The 15,858-nt window shown below is 68.6% G+C and carries 13 protein-coding genes and 4 tRNA genes; 12 read left to right on the top strand and 5 right to left on the bottom strand.

The window, feature by feature from the left end; all coding sequences use genetic code 11:
- Nucleotides 1-10 precede the first annotated feature (10 nt).
- The 4 genes from ACZ9GM_RS09645 to ACZ9GM_RS09630 all read right to left on the bottom strand — a co-directional run bounded on the left by ACZ9GM_RS09645 (nt 11) and on the right by ACZ9GM_RS09630 (nt 3,523).
- Entirely contained in the window at nt 11-277 is a 267-nt protein-coding gene (locus ACZ9GM_RS09645) for a hypothetical protein (protein WP_291473163.1), read from the bottom strand.
- 241 nt (nt 278-518) lie between these two features.
- Nucleotides 519-803 carry a hypothetical protein gene (locus tag ACZ9GM_RS09640; RefSeq protein WP_476037718.1) on the bottom strand — a complete coding sequence of 95 codons (285 nt, stop codon included), beginning with the start codon at nt 801-803 and terminating at the stop codon, nt 519-521.
- 3 nt (nt 804-806) lie between these two features.
- Nucleotides 807-2,120, bottom strand: a complete 1,314-nt coding sequence (locus ACZ9GM_RS09635; RefSeq protein ID WP_476037717.1) for an inorganic phosphate transporter — start codon at nt 2,118-2,120, stop codon at nt 807-809.
- A 452-nt stretch (nt 2,121-2,572) separates the two neighbouring features.
- The gene (locus ACZ9GM_RS09630; RefSeq protein ID WP_291473160.1) at nt 2,573-3,523 is read right to left on the bottom strand and encodes a 1,4-dihydroxy-2-naphthoyl-CoA synthase; all 951 of its coding nucleotides are present in this window, start codon (nt 3,521-3,523) and stop codon (nt 2,573-2,575) included.
- A 22-nt stretch (nt 3,524-3,545) separates the two neighbouring features.
- On the opposite strand from ACZ9GM_RS09630, the gene ACZ9GM_RS09625 reads away from it, so the two are divergent.
- The 6 genes from ACZ9GM_RS09625 (at nt 3,546) to ACZ9GM_RS09600 (ending at nt 11,850) form a co-directional block, all read left to right on the top strand.
- Entirely contained in the window at nt 3,546-4,631 is a 1,086-nt protein-coding gene (locus ACZ9GM_RS09625; protein WP_291473159.1) for an o-succinylbenzoate synthase, read from the top strand.
- Between the two features lie 250 nt (nt 4,632-4,881).
- A complete protein-coding gene (locus ACZ9GM_RS09620; RefSeq protein ID WP_476037716.1) occupies nt 4,882-7,305 on the top strand; it encodes an ATP-binding cassette domain-containing protein in 2,424 nt (807 codons plus the stop codon).
- 159 nt (nt 7,306-7,464) lie between these two features.
- On the top strand, nt 7,465-9,441 hold the full coding sequence (menD, locus tag ACZ9GM_RS09615; protein WP_367273296.1) for a 2-succinyl-5-enolpyruvyl-6-hydroxy-3-cyclohexene-1-carboxylic-acid synthase: 1,977 nt from the start codon (nt 7,465-7,467) through the stop codon (nt 9,439-9,441).
- Nucleotides 9,434-9,955 carry a DUF3592 domain-containing protein gene (locus tag ACZ9GM_RS09610; protein ID WP_291473157.1) on the top strand — a complete coding sequence of 174 codons (522 nt, stop codon included), beginning with the start codon at nt 9,434-9,436 and terminating at the stop codon, nt 9,953-9,955. The genes menD and ACZ9GM_RS09610 overlap by 8 nt, the downstream gene beginning before the upstream one ends.
- Nucleotides 9,956-9,969: 14 nt before the next feature.
- Complete coding sequence (locus ACZ9GM_RS09605; protein ID WP_476038338.1) at nt 9,970-11,133, top strand: glycosyltransferase family 4 protein; 1,164 nt, start codon at nt 9,970-9,972, stop codon at nt 11,131-11,133.
- Nucleotides 11,134-11,154: 21 nt separating this feature from the next.
- Nucleotides 11,155-11,850 (top strand): demethylmenaquinone methyltransferase, encoded by a 696-nt coding sequence (locus ACZ9GM_RS09600; protein ID WP_476037715.1) that lies wholly within the window; start codon nt 11,155-11,157, stop codon nt 11,848-11,850.
- Nucleotides 11,851-11,865: 15 nt separating this feature from the next.
- Here ACZ9GM_RS09600 and ACZ9GM_RS09595 read toward each other — a convergent pair whose 3' ends face one another.
- Nucleotides 11,866-13,230, bottom strand: a complete 1,365-nt coding sequence (locus ACZ9GM_RS09595; protein WP_291473154.1) for a geranylgeranyl reductase family protein — start codon at nt 13,228-13,230, stop codon at nt 11,866-11,868.
- Nucleotides 13,231-13,399: 169 nt separating this feature from the next.
- Between ACZ9GM_RS09595 and ACZ9GM_RS09590 the strand changes: the two genes are divergently transcribed.
- The 6 genes from ACZ9GM_RS09590 (at nt 13,400) to secE (ending at nt 15,791) form a co-directional block, all read left to right on the top strand.
- Nucleotides 13,400-14,416 carry a polyprenyl synthetase family protein gene (locus ACZ9GM_RS09590; protein WP_291473153.1) on the top strand — a complete coding sequence of 339 codons (1,017 nt, stop codon included), beginning with the start codon at nt 13,400-13,402 and terminating at the stop codon, nt 14,414-14,416.
- Nucleotides 14,417-14,525: 109 nt separating this feature from the next.
- A tRNA-Tyr gene (locus tag ACZ9GM_RS09585) sits at nt 14,526-14,607 on the top strand.
- A 371-nt stretch (nt 14,608-14,978) separates the two neighbouring features.
- Nucleotides 14,979-15,054: transfer RNA gene (locus ACZ9GM_RS09580), tRNA-Thr, on the top strand.
- Between the two features lie 29 nt (nt 15,055-15,083).
- Nucleotides 15,084-15,160: transfer RNA gene (locus ACZ9GM_RS09575), tRNA-Met, on the top strand.
- Nucleotides 15,161-15,321: 161 nt separating this feature from the next.
- Nucleotides 15,322-15,394 (top strand) — tRNA-Trp (locus ACZ9GM_RS09570).
- Nucleotides 15,395-15,476: 82 nt separating this feature from the next.
- Nucleotides 15,477-15,791, top strand: a complete 315-nt coding sequence (gene secE, locus ACZ9GM_RS09565) for a preprotein translocase subunit SecE (RefSeq protein ID WP_291473152.1) — start codon at nt 15,477-15,479, stop codon at nt 15,789-15,791.
- The last annotated feature ends 67 nt before the right edge of the window (nt 15,792-15,858 follow it).

Raw genomic sequence — 15,858 nt, 5'->3', positions numbered from 1 at the left:
TCCGACGCTACTACCGTGCGAGCAGTCCGAAGCTGTCGACGTAGTCGAGGGCGACGAGTTCCTCGAACGGGGTCGCGTCGCGGTCGAAGAGGTGGGAGAAGGCGTCCCGGACATCGGCTTCGGTTGCCGGGGTGTAGCCGCGCTCGATGAGGTGTGCCACGATGTCGGTGGTCGCCTCACGCGAGGGGAGGACGCCCAGTGCGGTGTGGGATGTTCCGGACGGGTCCTGGACGGGGTTTCGGTACCAGTCGAGGATGCGGATCAGCGGGTTGGTCATGGGCTTTCACTCCTTCCACGGGAAACGTGGTGGGGTCGTGGTCGTGATCTGACGGTTATCGAAGGTAGACCCTATTGTGGGAAACGTCAAGTATTTTCAGCAAACATGCTGGTGCGTAGCGATTCGCTGAACAGTTCCGCTGATGAATAAAGGCAGGAAGCCCGCCCCGGAATCCGGGGCGGGCTTGAGCGCGTCATCCGTGTCGGTGACTACATGTACACGGACATCAGGTGGGTGAGGTCTAGTGTCCGGAGCTTCCGCCGGTGCCGAAGATGTCCCAGCCGAAGGCATCGTACAGACGTCCCTGGGTGATCCACAGCAGGCCGATGACCACGGCCGCGACAATGACCAGGTAGAGGGCGCCGGCCACGCCGCGCTGCAGGCCGGAGACGTGGTCGCTGGCGTTGTCCTCCACGCCGTGCTTCGGGACGCTCAGGCGGATGGCCAGGGCGTAGATGAGGGGGAGACCGGCGCCGAGGAGGAGGCCGGCGAGGGTGACCTGGAAGAGATCGCCGATGAGTTCCATGATCTAGGAGTCCTTCCGGTGGGTGTCGGCAGCGGCAGAGGTGTCGACGAAGTGGGCGGGGTCGTGGACCCCGGCGGCTGCGCCGGCGAGGGTGCGGCCGGCGGTGTCGGCTGCGGTCTCGACAGCGGCGTCGGAGTGGTCGGCGTCCGGGGTGAGACCGTGCTCGTCCCAGTCGGCGTTGACGTTGTCCGCGTGGACCGGCTTCTTGCGTGCCTGCAGGATGATGAGTCCGACGACGAGGACCAGGACCAGGAAGGCTGCGATGGCTCCGCCGGCGAGGTTCGTGAGATTCGAGGTGCCGTTGGCGACGTGCCAGATGCAGTAGGAGACAAGTGCGGCGATCGGAAGGGTGGTGACCCAGGCGATCGCCATGCGGCCTGCGACGCCCCAGCGCACGTCGGCACCCGGGCGGCCGACGCCGGTACCGAGGATGGAGCCGGTGGCGACGTGGGTGGTGGACAGCGCCATGCCGAAGTGGGCGGAGGTGAGGATGATCGCCGCGGAGGACGCCTCGGCGGCCATGCCCTGCGGGGAGGAGATCTCGACGAGGCCCTTGCCGAGGGTGCGGATGACACGCCAGCCACCGGAGTAGGTGCCGGCCGCGATGGCGATGGCACAGCTTGCGGTGACCCAGAAGGGCATGTTCGCGGCCTCGTCCAGGTGGCCGGAGGCGACGAGTGCCAGGAAGATGACACCCATGGTCTTCTGTGCGTCGGATGTGCCGTGTGCGAGCGCGACCAGGGAGGCGGAGCCGATCTGGCCGACGCGGAAGAGGTTGTCCCGCTCAGTCTCGCGGGTCTTCTTCGTGGTGCGGTAGATGCCGTAGGTGCCGACGGCTGCGACGAGCCCGGCGATCACCGGGGCGGCGAGGGCCGGGACCAGGATCTTGTTGAGGACGCCGCTCCACTCGACACCGGAGAACCCGAGGGCACCGATCGCGGCACCGATGAGTCCACCGAACAGGGCGTGGGAGGAGCTGGACGGCAGTCCGAGGAGCCAGGTGAGCAGGTTCCAGACGATGCCGCCGATCAGGCCTGAGAAGACGACCAGCAGGAGTTTGTCTGCGTCCGCCACCAGGGAGAGGTCGAAGGCGTCGAGGTCGACGATGCCTTTCGCCACGGTCTTGGCCACCTCGACGGAGAGGAAGGCTCCGACGAGATTGAGGCCGCCGGCCAGAGCGACAGCGACCTTGGGCTTGAGCGCGCCGGTGGCGATGGAGGTGGCCATCGCATTCGCCGTGTCGTGGAAGCCGTTGGTGAAGTCGAACGCCAGGGCCGTCCCGATCACGAGGATGAGGATCAGTAATTCGGTAGTCACCCGAGAAGAATCCCTCTTATCGGCCGGAATTTCCATCCCCTGACGGGCCGGGGGTGCTGTCGGAGGTGACAGGTGAACCACGGGGAAACGCGCAGCGACATGCCGAGGATCGGGCCCTATCTGTGCAGGTCACGGTATGTTTGTGATCGCGACCCGCGATGGGCGCGGGGAATAGTGGGAAACTCCTACGGAATATGTGCAGGTCAGCAATTCACCGCACGGCCGATAATTTTGATCCACCGCAATCGACGGTTCACTTCACGTTCATGTCGGGCGGGTGGCGGGACCCGCCGACGGGCTGTGAGCGCGCCGGGTGAGATGATCTGCGTCACGGCGACCTCCGAGGCACAGTGTGACAAATTTCACATTGTGGGAGTCGGCCTTCCCACCCCGGTGCGGCGGGTCGGGGTGGACGGAGGTCGCCTCAGTAGTAGGGCGGCAGTAGTGGGGCGTCAGTAGTAGTACGGGAACTCGTCCCAGTTCGGGTCCCGCTTCTCCAGGAAGGCGTTCTTGCCCTCGACCGCCTCGTCGGTCATGTACGCCAGGCGGGTGGCCTCGCCGGCGAAGACCTGCTGGCCCATCAGGCCGTCGTCGGTGAGGTTGAAGGCGAACTTCAGCATCCGCTGTGCCGTCGGGGACTTGGTGTTGATCGCCCGCGCCCACTCGATGGCGGTGTTCTCCAGTTCGGCGTGGTCGACGACCTCGTTGACCGCGCCCATCTGCATCATCCGCTCGGCGTCGTAGGTGCGGCCGAGGAAGAAGATCTCGCGGGCGTTCTTCTGTCCGACCTGCTTGGCGAGGTAGGCGGAGCCGTAGCCGGCGTCGAAGGATCCCACGTCGGCGTCGGTCTGCTTGAACTTCCCGTGCTCGCGGGACGCCAGGGTCAGATCGCAGACGACATGCAGGGAATGTCCGCCACCGGCTGCCCAGCCGTTGACCAGGCAGATGACGACCTTCGGCATGGTGCGGATGAGCCGTTGCACCTCGAGGATGTGGAGGCGTCCTCCCTCGGCCTTGACCCGGGCGGCGTCCACCGAGGACGCATCGGCGTGCTCGACGTCGGAATCGTGCGAGGACGCGTACTGGTAGCCCGAGCGGCCACGGATGCGCTGGTCGCCGCCGGAGCAGAAGGCCCAACCGCCGTCCTTCGGGCTGGGGCCGTTGCCGGTGAGCAGGATGGTGCCGACGTCGGGGGAGCGACGGGCGTGGTCGAGAGCGCGGTAGAGCTCGTCGACGGTGTGCGGGCGGAAGGCGTTGCGCACCTCCGGGCGGTCGAAGGCGATACGGACGATGCCGTTGGCGCGACCCTCACCGACGTGGCGGTGGTAGGTGATGTCGTCGAAGTCGAAACCGGGGACGTCGCGCCACAGGTCGGGGTTGAAGGGGTTGCTCTGTTCTGTCATGCGGCCATCGTAGGCTGTGGGCATGTCGCTGCACTCCCTTCCCTCCTGTCCTTTCCTGCCCTCCCTGTCCGAGATCTCCGACCGCGCCCGGGTGGTGACCTGCCCGCTGCGGGTGCCCTTCCGTGGTGTCACCGAGCGCGAGATCATGCTCATCGAGGGGCCGGACGGTTGGGTCGAGTGGTCGCCGTTCCTGGAGTACGGACCGGAGGAGGCGTCCCGCTGGCTGCGGTCGGCGCTGCTTCTGGGGTGGGACGCCACCTCAGCCGGTGCTCCTGTCCTTCCGTCCGTGGAAGTCAATGCGACGGTGCCGTCGGTCGACGTGTCGGCTGACCCGGATCTGGTGCCCGAGCTGCTGGACCGGTACCCGGGGTGCCGCACGGTGAAGGTGAAGGTCGCCCAGAAGGGGCAGACACTCGCCGACGATGTGGCGCGGGTGCGTGCCGTGCGCGAGGCCCGGCCCGGGATCGCCGTCCGGGTGGACGCCAACACGGGCTGGAGTGTCGACGAGGCCTTCGCCGCCGCCGTGGCGCTGACCGATCCGTCCCAGGGCGGTGGGCCGTTGGACTACATGGAACAGCCCTGCGCGACGGTGGAGGAACTGGCGGAACTCAGGCGTCGACTTGGCTCGCGCGGGATGATGGTGCGCATCGCCGCCGACGAGCTGATCCGCAAGGCCTCCGATCCGCTGGCCGTGGTGCAGGCCGGGGCGTGCGATGTGGCGGTGCTCAAGGCTGCGCCGTTGGGTGGGGTCGACCAGGTGCGCGCGATCGCCGAGGAGGTGGCGGCCTACGGGGTCGCCGTGACCGTGTCCTCCGCGCTGGAGTCGGCGGTGGGGATGTACGCCGGGCTGCTGGCCGTGGCGACACTGCCGGGCTACGAGGACGACGACGAGATGGTGGTCCACCCGCAGGCTGCGGGCCTGGCGACCGGGTCGCTGTATGCCGAGGAGGTGTGCGCGCCGCGTCAGATCGTCGACGGACGGCTCGCGGTCGAGCAGTGTGTGCCCGAGGACGCCCGGCTCGATGCACTGGCGTCTTCGGCAGTACGGCGGGACTGGTGGTTCGACCGGCTGGCGGCGTCCTACGAGGTGCTGTCCGGGGCCCGGTAAACCTGCCGGACACGGAGACCGCTGGTGAATTGACCGCGTGGGGAGCTTCCTTCCGGTCCTTCTCTGGCATCCCTTCCGGCAGGGCGGCATCTCTTCCTGTCACTTCAACCGCGCCAGCCGACAGAACAGGATGCCGCTGTGACGAAGGGGATGCCACCCGGAACGCGCCCCCGCGCAGTACCGGCTCCCACCGGTGGTGTCTCCGGGTGCCCGGGCCGGGGTGCCCACACTTTCCGGCATAATCGGCCGGGTGAACGCCGAGACCAGTACTGAGTCCCCGTCCGAGTCCCCGTCCGAGTCCCTGCCCGACCCCCACGACACGATCCGTGTCCGCGGCGCCCGCGTCAACAACCTGAAGGACATCGACGTCGACCTGCCGAAGCGCAGACTGACCGTCGTCACCGGCCTGTCCGGATCCGGCAAGTCCTCCCTCGTCTTCGGTACCGTCGCCGCCGAATCCCGCCGCCTCATCGACGAGACCTACAGTGCCTTCATCCAGGGATTCATGCCCTCCCTGCCCCGCCCCGATGTCGATGAACTGACCAACCTCACCGCCGCCGTCATCATCGACCAGGAACGTATGGGTGCGAACTCCCGCTCCACCGTCGGGACGGCCACAGATGCCTCATCGACCCTCCGCCTCCTGTTCTCCCGACTGTCCGAGCCCTACGTCGGCACGTCGAAGGCGTTCTCCTTCAACCTCCCCGACGGCTGGTGCCCGACCTGTGAAGGCTCCGGAACGGTCGCGGACCTGGACCTGGCGTCCTTCCTCGATGAGACGAAGTCCCTCAACGAGGGTGCGATCGAGGCGCCCGGGTTCGGTGTCGGCGACTGGTACTGGTCCTCCTACGCCTCCAACGGACGGCTCGACCCCGACCTGCCGGTGAAGGACTACAGCGACGAGGACCGGGAGTTCTTCCTCTACGCGCCGACGCAGAAGATCAAGGTGGCGAAAGGCGACAACAACGGCGTCGCCACACTCACCTACGACGGCCTGGTGACCCGTATCCGTCGCCTGTGGATCGACCGCGAGACTCCGCCGAAGCAGAAGAACATCGTGGCGTTCGTCGAGAAGATCAGCACCACCGGCGACTGCCCGGCCTGTCACGGCGCACGCCTGTCCGAGGCCGCCCGCACCGCCACCGTCGCCGGCAGGACGCTGCCTGAGTGCTCGTCCATGCAGGTCGGGGACCTGGTGGAATTCCTCGGCTCTCTCTCCGCCGGGAAGGAGGCCGCGTCGGTAGGCCCGGCGCTGACCACCCTCGCCGCCCAGCTCTCCGCCCTGGTCTCCGTGGGGCTCGGCTACCTCAGCCTCGACCGCCCCGCGGGCACACTGTCGGGTGGTGAGGCCCAGCGGGTGAAGATGATCCGGCACCTCGGCTCGGCACTGTCGGACGTCACCTATGTCTTCGACGAGCCCACCGTCGGCCTGCACCCGCACGACATCACCCGGATGAACACCCTGCTCGCCGACATCCGCGACAAGGGCAACACAGTACTCGTCGTCGAGCACAAGCCCTCGGTGATCCGTGCCGCCGACCTGGTCGTCGACCTGGGACCGGGCTCCGGCGACCACGGTGGCGAGGTGGTGTTCACCGGGACGCCGGAGGAGCTGGAGGCGGCGTCCACCGTCACCGCGAAGTCCCTGCACCAGGGGCTGTCGCTGCGGGACACGGTGCGCCCGGGCAGTGGCGTCCTCCCGGTGGGGCCGGTGACGCTGAACAACCTGGTCGACGTTTCCGTCGATATCCCGCTGGGCACCCTCACCGTGCTCACCGGCGTGGCCGGGTCGGGGAAGTCCTCCCTGGTCACCGGTGGTCTGGTCGGACGTGGGGGCGTGGCCGTCGTCGACCAGTCCGCGATCCGTGGCTCCCGGCGCTCCACCCCGGCGACGTACACCGGGATGCTCGACGACATCCGCAAGCTCTTCGCCCGTCGCAACAGGGACGCCGGGGCGACTGCCTCGATGTTCAGCCCGAACTCCGACGGGGCCTGTCCCACCTGCCACGGTCAGGGTGTGGTCTACACCGATCTGGCGATGATGGCGGGGGTCTCGGCGCCCTGCGACGACTGCGACGGACGCCGTTTCCGGCCCGAGGTGCTGGAGTACCGCGTCGCCGGGCGGGACATCTCTGAGGTGCTCGACATGACGGTCGCGGAAGCCTCCACCTATTTCACGCAGGACGCCCCGTCGAAACCCGTTGCCGCCGCACTGTCCCTGCTACGTCAGGTCGGCCTCGACTACCTGCGACTCGGTCAGCCGCTGACGACACTGTCCGGTGGGGAGCGGCAGCGGCTGAAGCTGGCGTCCCGCATCGACGGGGACGCGCCGGTGATCGTCCTCGATGAACCGACGACCGGCCTGCACCTGGCGGATACCGCGACCCTGGTGGAGATGATGCAGAACCTGGTGGACGCCGGGCACACCCTCGTCGTCATCGAGCACAACCTCGCGGTCATCGCCGCCGCCGACCACATCATCGACATCGGGCCGGGTGCGGGACATGACGGCGGACAGGTCGTGTTCCAGGGTCCGCCGGCGGAGCTGGTGGCGGCTTGTGCGTCCGCTGCTGCGTCTGAGCCAGGTGGGCACGTTGAGACCGTTGCATCCGCCGGGCCCGCCGTGCAGTCAGCCTCCCTGACCGGCCGCTACCTTGCTGCCGCCGTGCACTGACCGCCCGCCGGCATCCGGTCCTGCAGCGCGGCATCTCTTCCTGTCGGCTCAGCCGGTTGACGCGACAGAACGGGATGCCGCTGTGGCGAAGGGGATGCCACCCGGGTCAGGGTCGGCTGAATGCCCGGTCAGGGGCTGACGACGGGTAGCGTCAGGGGCGTGACTGACGAACGCCCTGAGCACGATCCTGAGCACGACACCGAGCACGACACCGAGCACGACGCAGACCGCGTAGACTCCACCGCCACCGCCGGAGACCGCACCATCACTCCGGCAACCCTGGTCGCGGCCGTGATCGTCGACGAACTGGTGCGCGCCGGGGTCCGTGAGGCTGTCGTCTGCCCGGGGTCCCGTTCCGCAGCCCTGGCCCTGGCTCTCGCTGAAGCCGACCGTACCCACCGGCTCCGACTGCACGTCAGGACCGACGAACGCTCGGCGTCCTTCCTCGCACTGGGCATGGCCCGACGCAGTGGACGTCCGGTCCCGGTCATCATGACCTCTGGCACCGCCGTGGCGAACTGTCTGCCGGCGATGGTGGAGGCCACCGCGTCCGGCGTCCCGCTGCTGATCCTCTCCGCCGACCGTCCGGTGAGCTACCAGGGCACCGGCGCGAACCAGACCATCGCGCAGTCAGGGATCTTCGGGGCACACGCCGTGAACTCCGTGAGCCTCGCCGCCGCACTGCACGACCGGCCCGACCACCGGGAGGTCCGCACGATCGTCGACCGTGTCGTCACCTCGGCGCTCGACCTGTTCGGGGGCGGTGTGCGCGCGGGGGGAGTGCAGCTCAACGTGCACTTCGTCGAGCCGCTGGTGCCCGGCTCCACCGCTGATGTGTCGCTGGCCGCACGGATCGCTGTCGAGGAGATGCGTGACGCCGACAGCACCACCACCGGCAGCACCGACACCCCCTGGCGCGCCGCCGCCCGGCCCTCCATCGCCCTGCCCCGCAGTGCCGCCCCGGTCCGCGCCACACTCCCTGAGTCCCCGTGCGTCACCGTCGACCTGTCGAAGCGCACCCTCGTCATCGTCGGGGATGTCCGCGACCGCACCTGGGCCACACGGGTCCTCGATACCCTCGCCGACGTCCCCACCATCGCCGAGCCCACCGCGCCCGCCCCGGGCACTCCGGTGCACCCGGCGGCTGCCGGCCTGTTCAGCGGCACCGTCTCCGACGACAGCGCAACAGAAGCAACGGCAGCAACGGGGCAGTCCGCCCAGCTGCGTCCCGAACAGATCGTGCTCGTCGGACGCCCCACCCTGCACCGGAGCGTCTCCCGCCTGTTGGCCGACCCGGCGGTCCGTGTGGTCGCGCTGACCGACCGGGACGTCATCCCCGACCTCGCCCACACCGTCCGCGAGTGGGGACGCGGCGTCACCCTCACCGGTGAGCACCCCGCCGGCTGGCTCAAGGTCTGCGAGGCCGCCAGCGGGGTCGCCGTCGACGTGATGCAGGACCTGCTCGCCGGCGAGGACTTCACCGGCCTACATGTCGCCGCCGCGGTCACCGATGCCCTGCGTGACGGGGACGCCCTGGTCCTCGGCGCATCCTCCGCCGTGCGGGACGCCTCGTTGGCCGGACTGCCTTTCGACGGTGTATGGGCGGTGTCCAACCGTGGCGCTGCAGGCATCGACGGCACCGTCTCGACCGCTGTCGGTGTGGCCCTGGCCCACGCCAGTGAGCACCGGGAACTGGTCCGTGCCCCGCGCACCGTCGCTCTGATGGGTGACCTCACCGTGCTGCACGACATGAACGGTTTCACTGTCGGCCCCGGCGAGCCGCGCCCGGACAATCTCGTGGTCGTGGTCTCCAACGACGACGGCGGCGCGATCTTCGAGACCCTCGAGGCCGGCAACCGGGGCCTGCGCACCTTCGACGACGGGGCGGACGCCTTCGACCGCGTCTTCGGCACACCCACCGGTGTCGACCTGGGGGCGCTCTGTGAGGGACACGGCGTCGCCCACCGGCGGGTGGAGAACCTGCAGGAGCTCATCGCCGCCCTCGACGAGCACGCCGAGGGTTACACCGACGGCCTGCTCGTCATCGAGGCCGTGGTCCGGCGGGCGCCGCGGGCTGCCCTGCACGCGACACTGCGGGAGCAGACGACGCTGACCGCGGGTGGACGCCGTGACTGACGGAGTGCAGGTGAGCGTGCCCACCGCTGAGGCACTGGCTGAGGAGCGACGGCGCAACCGGTGGCGTCACCCGGTCGCCAGCATGCTGGATCTGCCGCGTCCGTCGCGCACCACGGTGCACCGCCGCCTCGTCCAGGGACTGCTCGCCGTCTACCTGCTCGCCTGTATCATCTGCGGATCCCTCGTCGTCACTGCGGCGATCGGTGACTGGCACATCAGCCACGACCGCGGCACCTCCACCGCGGAGGTCCTGTCCACCGGGTCGAAGACGTTGGTCCGTTTCCCCGATGACCAGGGCCGCTACCATTCCCCGGGGACCGGCCTGAAGTACCCCGGCGGGCTCTCCGTCGGCGACCGGGTGAAGGTCGAGTACCAGCGCGATGACCCGGACAATGTGAAGGTCGCGGGCCGCACCTGGACCCTCGCCTTCCTCCCCGCCGTCTCTTCCTGGGCGGTCTGCACGGTCATTGCCGCGCTGCTCGCCGGCACGGTGCGCTGGTGGTTCCGGCGATGACCGACCCCGGTCCGCTGCGCGTCGCTGTCGTCGCCGAGAGTTTCCTCCCCCAGGTCAACGGGGTCGTCAACTCAGTCCTGCGGATCCTCGAGCAGCTGCGGTGCACCGGCCATGAGGCGGTCGTCATCGCCCCTGGTCTCACCCGGGGCGAACGACGCGACGGGCTCGACGCCGTCACGCACTACGAGGGTTTCCCCGTGGTCCGTGTTCCGGCGCTGTATCTGCCGCGCATTCCCTCGCTGCCGATCGGCGTCCCGGCCCCGGCCCTGGTGAAGACGCTGCGTAGGTTCCGCCCGGATGTCATCCACCTGGCCAGTCCGTTCGTGCTCGGCGCAGGGGGTGCCGTCGCGGCGTGGGCTCTGCGCATCCCGACCGTGGCGGTTTACCAGACTGACGTCCCGGGCTATGTCGACCAGTACGACCTGGGCTTCATCCGCCCTGCTCTGCGCGTCGGCGCATGGGGGGTCGTCCGCCAGATCCACAACCACGCTGCGGTCACGCTCGCCCCGTCCTCGGCGACGGCCGGGATGCTCACCGACCACGGCGTCCGCTGCGTCCGCCGCTGGGCCCGCGGGGTGGACGCCGACCTCTTCAACCCTTCCCGGTGCAGCAACGACCTGCGGGGACGCTGGGATCCTTCCGGCACCCGGACACTCGTCGGCTATGTGGGGCGTCTCGCCAGTGAGAAGAACGTCCAACGGCTGCGCGCCCTGGCCGCCGACCCCGGCATCCAGCTCGTGGTGGTGGGGGAGGGCCCTGAACGACAGGCACTGCAGTCCCTCCTTCCGGAGGCCGTGTTCACCGGTGAACTGCGCGGCACGGATCTGGCCGAGGCGTACGCCAGTCTCGACGTGTTCGTGCACCCCGGCGAGTTCGAGACTTTCTGCCAGGGCATCCAGGAGGCCCTCGCGTCGGGGGTCCCCACCGTCGCCCCTGCGGCCGGCGGCCCCCTCGACCTCGTGGAGCCGGGGGTGAACGGTGAACTGCTCGAGGTGGCGTCCTTCGAAGCGGATCTGCCGGATGCCGTGGCCCGCCTCGCCGGGCCCGACCATGACCGGATGGCGGACGCCGCGCGGGCCGGTGTCCTCCACCGGACCTGGCCGGCACTGTGCGGTGAGCTGGTGGAGGTGTACCGGGAGGTGGCCGGGGAGGACGCCCGGGGCGGGGCTTCGCGGTGACTGCCACTAGAGTGGTCTGACATGTCGCGAGCCAGCCTGGAGAAGGATCCGCACGACGTCGCCACGATGTTCGACGCCGTCGGTAAGAACTACGACCTCACCAACACCGTCCTGTCCTTCGGGCAGGACCGGTTGTGGCGGAAGCGCACCCGTCGGCGCCTCGGCCTCGGCCCCGGTGACAAGGTCCTCGACCTCGCCGCCGGCACCGCGGTCTCCACGGTGGAGCTCACCGGGTCCGGCGCCTGGTGCGTGGCCTGTGACTTCTCCCAGGGCATGCTCGCCGCCGGCCACGAGAGGGACGTGCCGAAGGTCTGCGGCGACGGCATGAACCTGCCCTTCGCCGACAGCACCTTCGACGCCGTGACCATCAGTTTCGGCCTGCGCAATATCGTCGACCCCGCCGCCGGCCTGCGCGAAATGGCCCGGGTGACGAAGCCCGGGGGAAAGCTCACCGTCTGCGAGTTCTCCACCCCGGTCGTCCCGGTGTTCTCCAAGGTCTACAAGGAGTACCTCATGCGGGCGCTCCCGGCGGTGGCGAAGGCGGTGTCCTCCAATGCGGAGGCGTACGTCTACCTCGCCGAATCGATCCGCGCCTGGCCCGAGCAGGAGGAGCTGGCGGGGATCGTCAACGACAACGGCTGGGAGGGCTGCGGCTGGCAGAATCTCACCTTCGGCATCACCGCGCTGCACAGCGCGACGAAGCCGCTGGACCCCTGACGCTGCGGCAGGGGATCAGGCACCGAACAGGGGGCGGGACTCCGGGTGCCGGAACCGGTCGTGACCGACCGAGAGTTTCCCGGCGGTCAGCCATGCCCGTGCCGTGAGATCCCGGTCCTCCGGCGTGATGAGATTTCCCATCAGCCGGGTGGCCGCACCCATCAGCCGCGGGGCCAGGGGGCCGCGGAAACCCAGCGGGCCGACCGCGGACAACAGGCCCGGCATCGTCAACAGGGTCGCGGCGCGCCGGGCGAGCGAGAAGGCGTCCCCGTAGCTCCGACGCAGGTGGGCGGGCCAGACGTCGGCGAGACCACGGGAGGATCGGGCGGCGTCCGGCAGAAACTCCACGAGATCCTGGGCGGACTCGAGGGCGTAGTCGATGCCCTCGCCGTTGAGCGGGTTGACCAGCGCGGCGGTGTCACCGACGGACGCCCAGTTCACACCGGCGACGCGGGTCACCGCACCACCCATCGGCAGCAGGGCCGAGGCGATGTCCTCCGGCTCGCCGAGTTCCCACTCGTCGCGGACCCGGTCGGCGTAGTGGAAGAGCAGCTTCTTCACGTTGACCTTTGCGGGACGCGTCGAGGTCGACAGTGCGCCGCAGCCGAGGTTGACGCCGCCGGGTCCACCGTCGGCACCACCACCGAGCGGGAAGATCCACCCGTAGCCCGGCTGCGCGGTGCCGTCGGCGTCCCGCAGCTCCAGGTGCGAATGGATCCACGGATCGTCGCCGCGCGGGGTGGGGCAGTAGGAACGGGCGGCGATGCCGTGCACCATGCCGCGCAGCCACTGCACTCCGAGCTTCCTGGCGATTCCACTGCGCACCCCCTCAGCCAGCACGAGTGTGGCGCAGCGCACCGTGCGCTCCTCGCGTCCCCGTCGGAAGGTGACGGACTCCACGACACCGGCGGTGGACGCGCCGGTCATCGTCACATCGACGGCCTTCCATCCGGTGACGACACTGGCGCCGGCATCCGCCGCGAAGTCGAGCAGGGCGGAGTCCAACTGTGTGCGGGGTACCGCCGACCCCTGCGGCGGGAAGGCGGGCAGGTCAGGCCACGGGGTCTTCACCGAGCCGCCGAAGCCGTGGAGGGCGAGACCACGGATCGCGGGGCGTCCTTCCAGGACGCCGGTGGTCCCGGTACGGGGAGACGCTGCCGCCGGGTCGCCGCCCCAGAGCCGGGTCAGGGCATGGACGGCCCGTGGGGTGAGGCCGTCGCCGCAGGTCTTGTCGCGCGGGAAATCCTGCATGTCGACGACGGTGACGTCCATCCCCGCCAGTGCGGCCGTGGCGGCGGTCGCGGCTCCGGCGGGGCCACCTCCGATGACGAGGAGGGGGCAGTCTGTCGGGAGCTCGGACGGCAGCGCAGAGGTGTTCACAAGGGGACATTGTGGCACGGGACCGGGACGGCGGTATAGGAACCACGGCGGTTGCTGGGATATGGTTGGTCCTCAGTGTGCGACTGAGCCGGACCATGCGTGAAATACGCGATGACCTTGCACAGGCGACACGGTGACTGACGGACGACGGACAGAGGCTACGAAATTCATGGCACGCACTAACTCCGGTGAACAGATGGGGTTGGACCTGGGGGACGCCGCCCTCAACGACTTCATCGCCGAGGGAATGACCCGGGTGGAGTCGACCCTGCAGGATTCCCTGTCGACCGGGGAGAGTTTCCTCACGGACAAGGTGCAGCACCTGGCACTGGCCGGCGGGAAGCGCTTCCGGCCGATGTTCGCCCTGCTGGCGTCGCGCTACGGTTCGACCCCGGAGACTGCCTCGCAGACCGTGGTGAACGCCGCGGTCGTCGTCGAGCTGACCCATCTGGCTACGCTCTACCACGACGACGTCATGGACGAGGCCGACCGCCGTCGCGGCTCCGAGAGTGCGAATGCCCGGTGGGACAACTCCGTCGCCATCCTCGCCGGGGACTTCATCTTCGCCGTCGCCTCGTCCATCATGGCCGACCTGGGCCCGGACACCGTGCGTCACTTCGCCGAGACCTTCGGTGAGCTGGTCACCGGCCAGATGCGTGAGACCGTCGGCTGCCCCGAGGGCGAGGACCCGGTGGAGCACTACATGACCGTCATCCAGGAGAAGACCGGTGTGCTCATCGCCTCCGCCGGCTTCCTCGGCTCCACGCACGGCGGCGCCCCGGCCGAGGAGCGGGACGCCCTGTTCCGCTTCGGGCGCCACCTCGGCCAGGTCTTCCAGATCGTCGACGACATCATCGACGTGTGGTCCGATCCGGAGGCGTCCGGCAAGACACCGGGGACCGACCTACGCGAGGGCGTGTTCACCCTGCCGGTGCTCTACGCGATGCGCGAGCAGACCCCGGGTGGGGAGCGGCTCCGGGAGATCCTCACCGGGCCGGTGACCGACGATGCACTCGTCGACGAGGCGCTGACCCTCATCCGCGCGTCCGACGGCCGTGAGCGGTCCCTGGCGGACGTCGAGCGGTACCGGGATCTCGGCGAGGCGGAGTTGGCTCTGCTGCCGGAGAACCCGGTGACGACCGCGCTGCGCCGGCTGATGAACTACTCGCTCGCTCGACTGGGCTGACCGCCGCGGGACCGGGCTGGTAGATCCGTCAATTTACTGTGTCTGACCTGCAGAGTTGCGCTGGACTACAGGGTTCGTAGTAACGTATCCGGCGCACCGACAAGTGCTTGCCAGGTTGCCCGAGCGGCCAAAGGGAGCGGACTGTAAATCCGCCGGCATTGCCTTCAAAGGTTCGAATCCTTTACCTGGCACTGGTTGAGACACCAGGATGAACCGCCTTCCGGACTGAGTCCGGGAGGCGGTTTCTCTGTGTGCGGGGTCTGTGGGGGTGCGTCAGGTCTACGTCCCGCATCAGGTCTAGGTCCGCATCGCGCAGTCTGAGGTCGGTGGGGAGAGGGGCGGAGCCACCTCCGGCTGCGTGATGCCGACATCGCCTGGCTCCCCCACAATGTGCGCGGTGCGTTCCGGGGTGCCGCATCGGACGCGGTGAATGGGGCTGACCGTACGCGCAGCAACTCCTCGATTCGCGCCGTGACCTGATGATTTGTTCCGGTGTGGGGTCACTGGTTATGCTATCCCAGGCTTCAGACGAACGGCGCAGGCGCCGGGAGTTGCAGAGCGTGCCCCCTTAGCTCAGTCGGCAGAGCGTTTCCATGGTAAGGAAAAGGTCGACAGTTCGATTCTGTCAGGGGGCTCCAGTCATTTTGCGATGACCGCGAGTGACAGTGGCGGTGTAGCTCAGATGGTTAGAGCGCACGACTCATAATCGTGAGGTCCGGAGTTCGATCCTCCGCATCGCTACCACCGGGAAGGGCCCGGCACCATCATGGTGCCGGGCCCTTCCACTGTCCCGCCCACTGCCCGGAGGGAGGGGTCGCGTGGCCATCCACCTCATTTGTGGCCGCTCAGACAGAACTGCTACACTTCCCGAGTGCTCACCGCAGCGACGGTGGGTCGCACCTTTTAGGGGCGTGGCTCAATTGGCAGAGCAGCGGTCTCCAAAACCGCAGGTTGCAGGTTCAAGTCCTGTCGCCCCTGCACTGATCCCCGGTCCGGGGGCACCGAAAACAGAATTCGGTTACCCTGGGCCGGGGACTACTACGTTGAAGGAGCTTCACGCGTGAGCGACGAGAACACCACGAACGACCGACTCCGGCCGTCCGGCAAGCGTCAGATCGAGAACGCTGAGAAGGGCGCCACCGCCAAGGTCGCGGCCACCCGCGTCACCGATGACGGCGGACGCAAGCCGGCCCGTGGTCCCGTCGCCTACGCCGGTTCCGTCGGCCGTGAGATGAAGAAGGTCATCTGGCCGACCGGTCGCGAAATGGTCTCCTCCACCATCATCACCATCATCTTCCTGGTGATCATGGTCGCTCTCTGTGCCTCCGTGGACTTCCTCACGCACGAAGGCGTGGAGTTCATCTTCGGCTTCTGACCGTGGTAAGATTGCAGCAGATCATGACCGCCTCCGCCCTACCGGCGAGGCGGATTTTTCATGCGGG

The organism is Corynebacterium sp. UD i78 (assembly GCF_056280545.1).
This window is presented reverse-complemented; position numbering and strand designations above follow the sequence as displayed.

Coding starts and splice junctions, on each gene's coding strand:
- ACZ9GM_RS09625 (WP_291473159.1), top strand. CDS start 3,546: ATGTCGCTGCACTCCCTTCCCTCCTGTCCTTTCCTGCCCTCCCTGTCC.
- ACZ9GM_RS09645 (WP_291473163.1), bottom strand. CDS start 277: ATGACCAACCCGCTGATCCGCATCCTCGACTGGTACCGAAACCCCGTC.
- ACZ9GM_RS09630 (WP_291473160.1), bottom strand. CDS start 3,523: ATGACAGAACAGAGCAACCCCTTCAACCCCGACCTGTGGCGCGACGTC.
- ACZ9GM_RS09590 (WP_291473153.1), top strand. CDS start 13,400: ATGGCACGCACTAACTCCGGTGAACAGATGGGGTTGGACCTGGGGGAC.
- ACZ9GM_RS09600 (WP_476037715.1), top strand. CDS start 11,155: ATGTCGCGAGCCAGCCTGGAGAAGGATCCGCACGACGTCGCCACGATG.
- ACZ9GM_RS09640 (WP_476037718.1), bottom strand. CDS start 803: ATGGAACTCATCGGCGATCTCTTCCAGGTCACCCTCGCCGGCCTCCTC.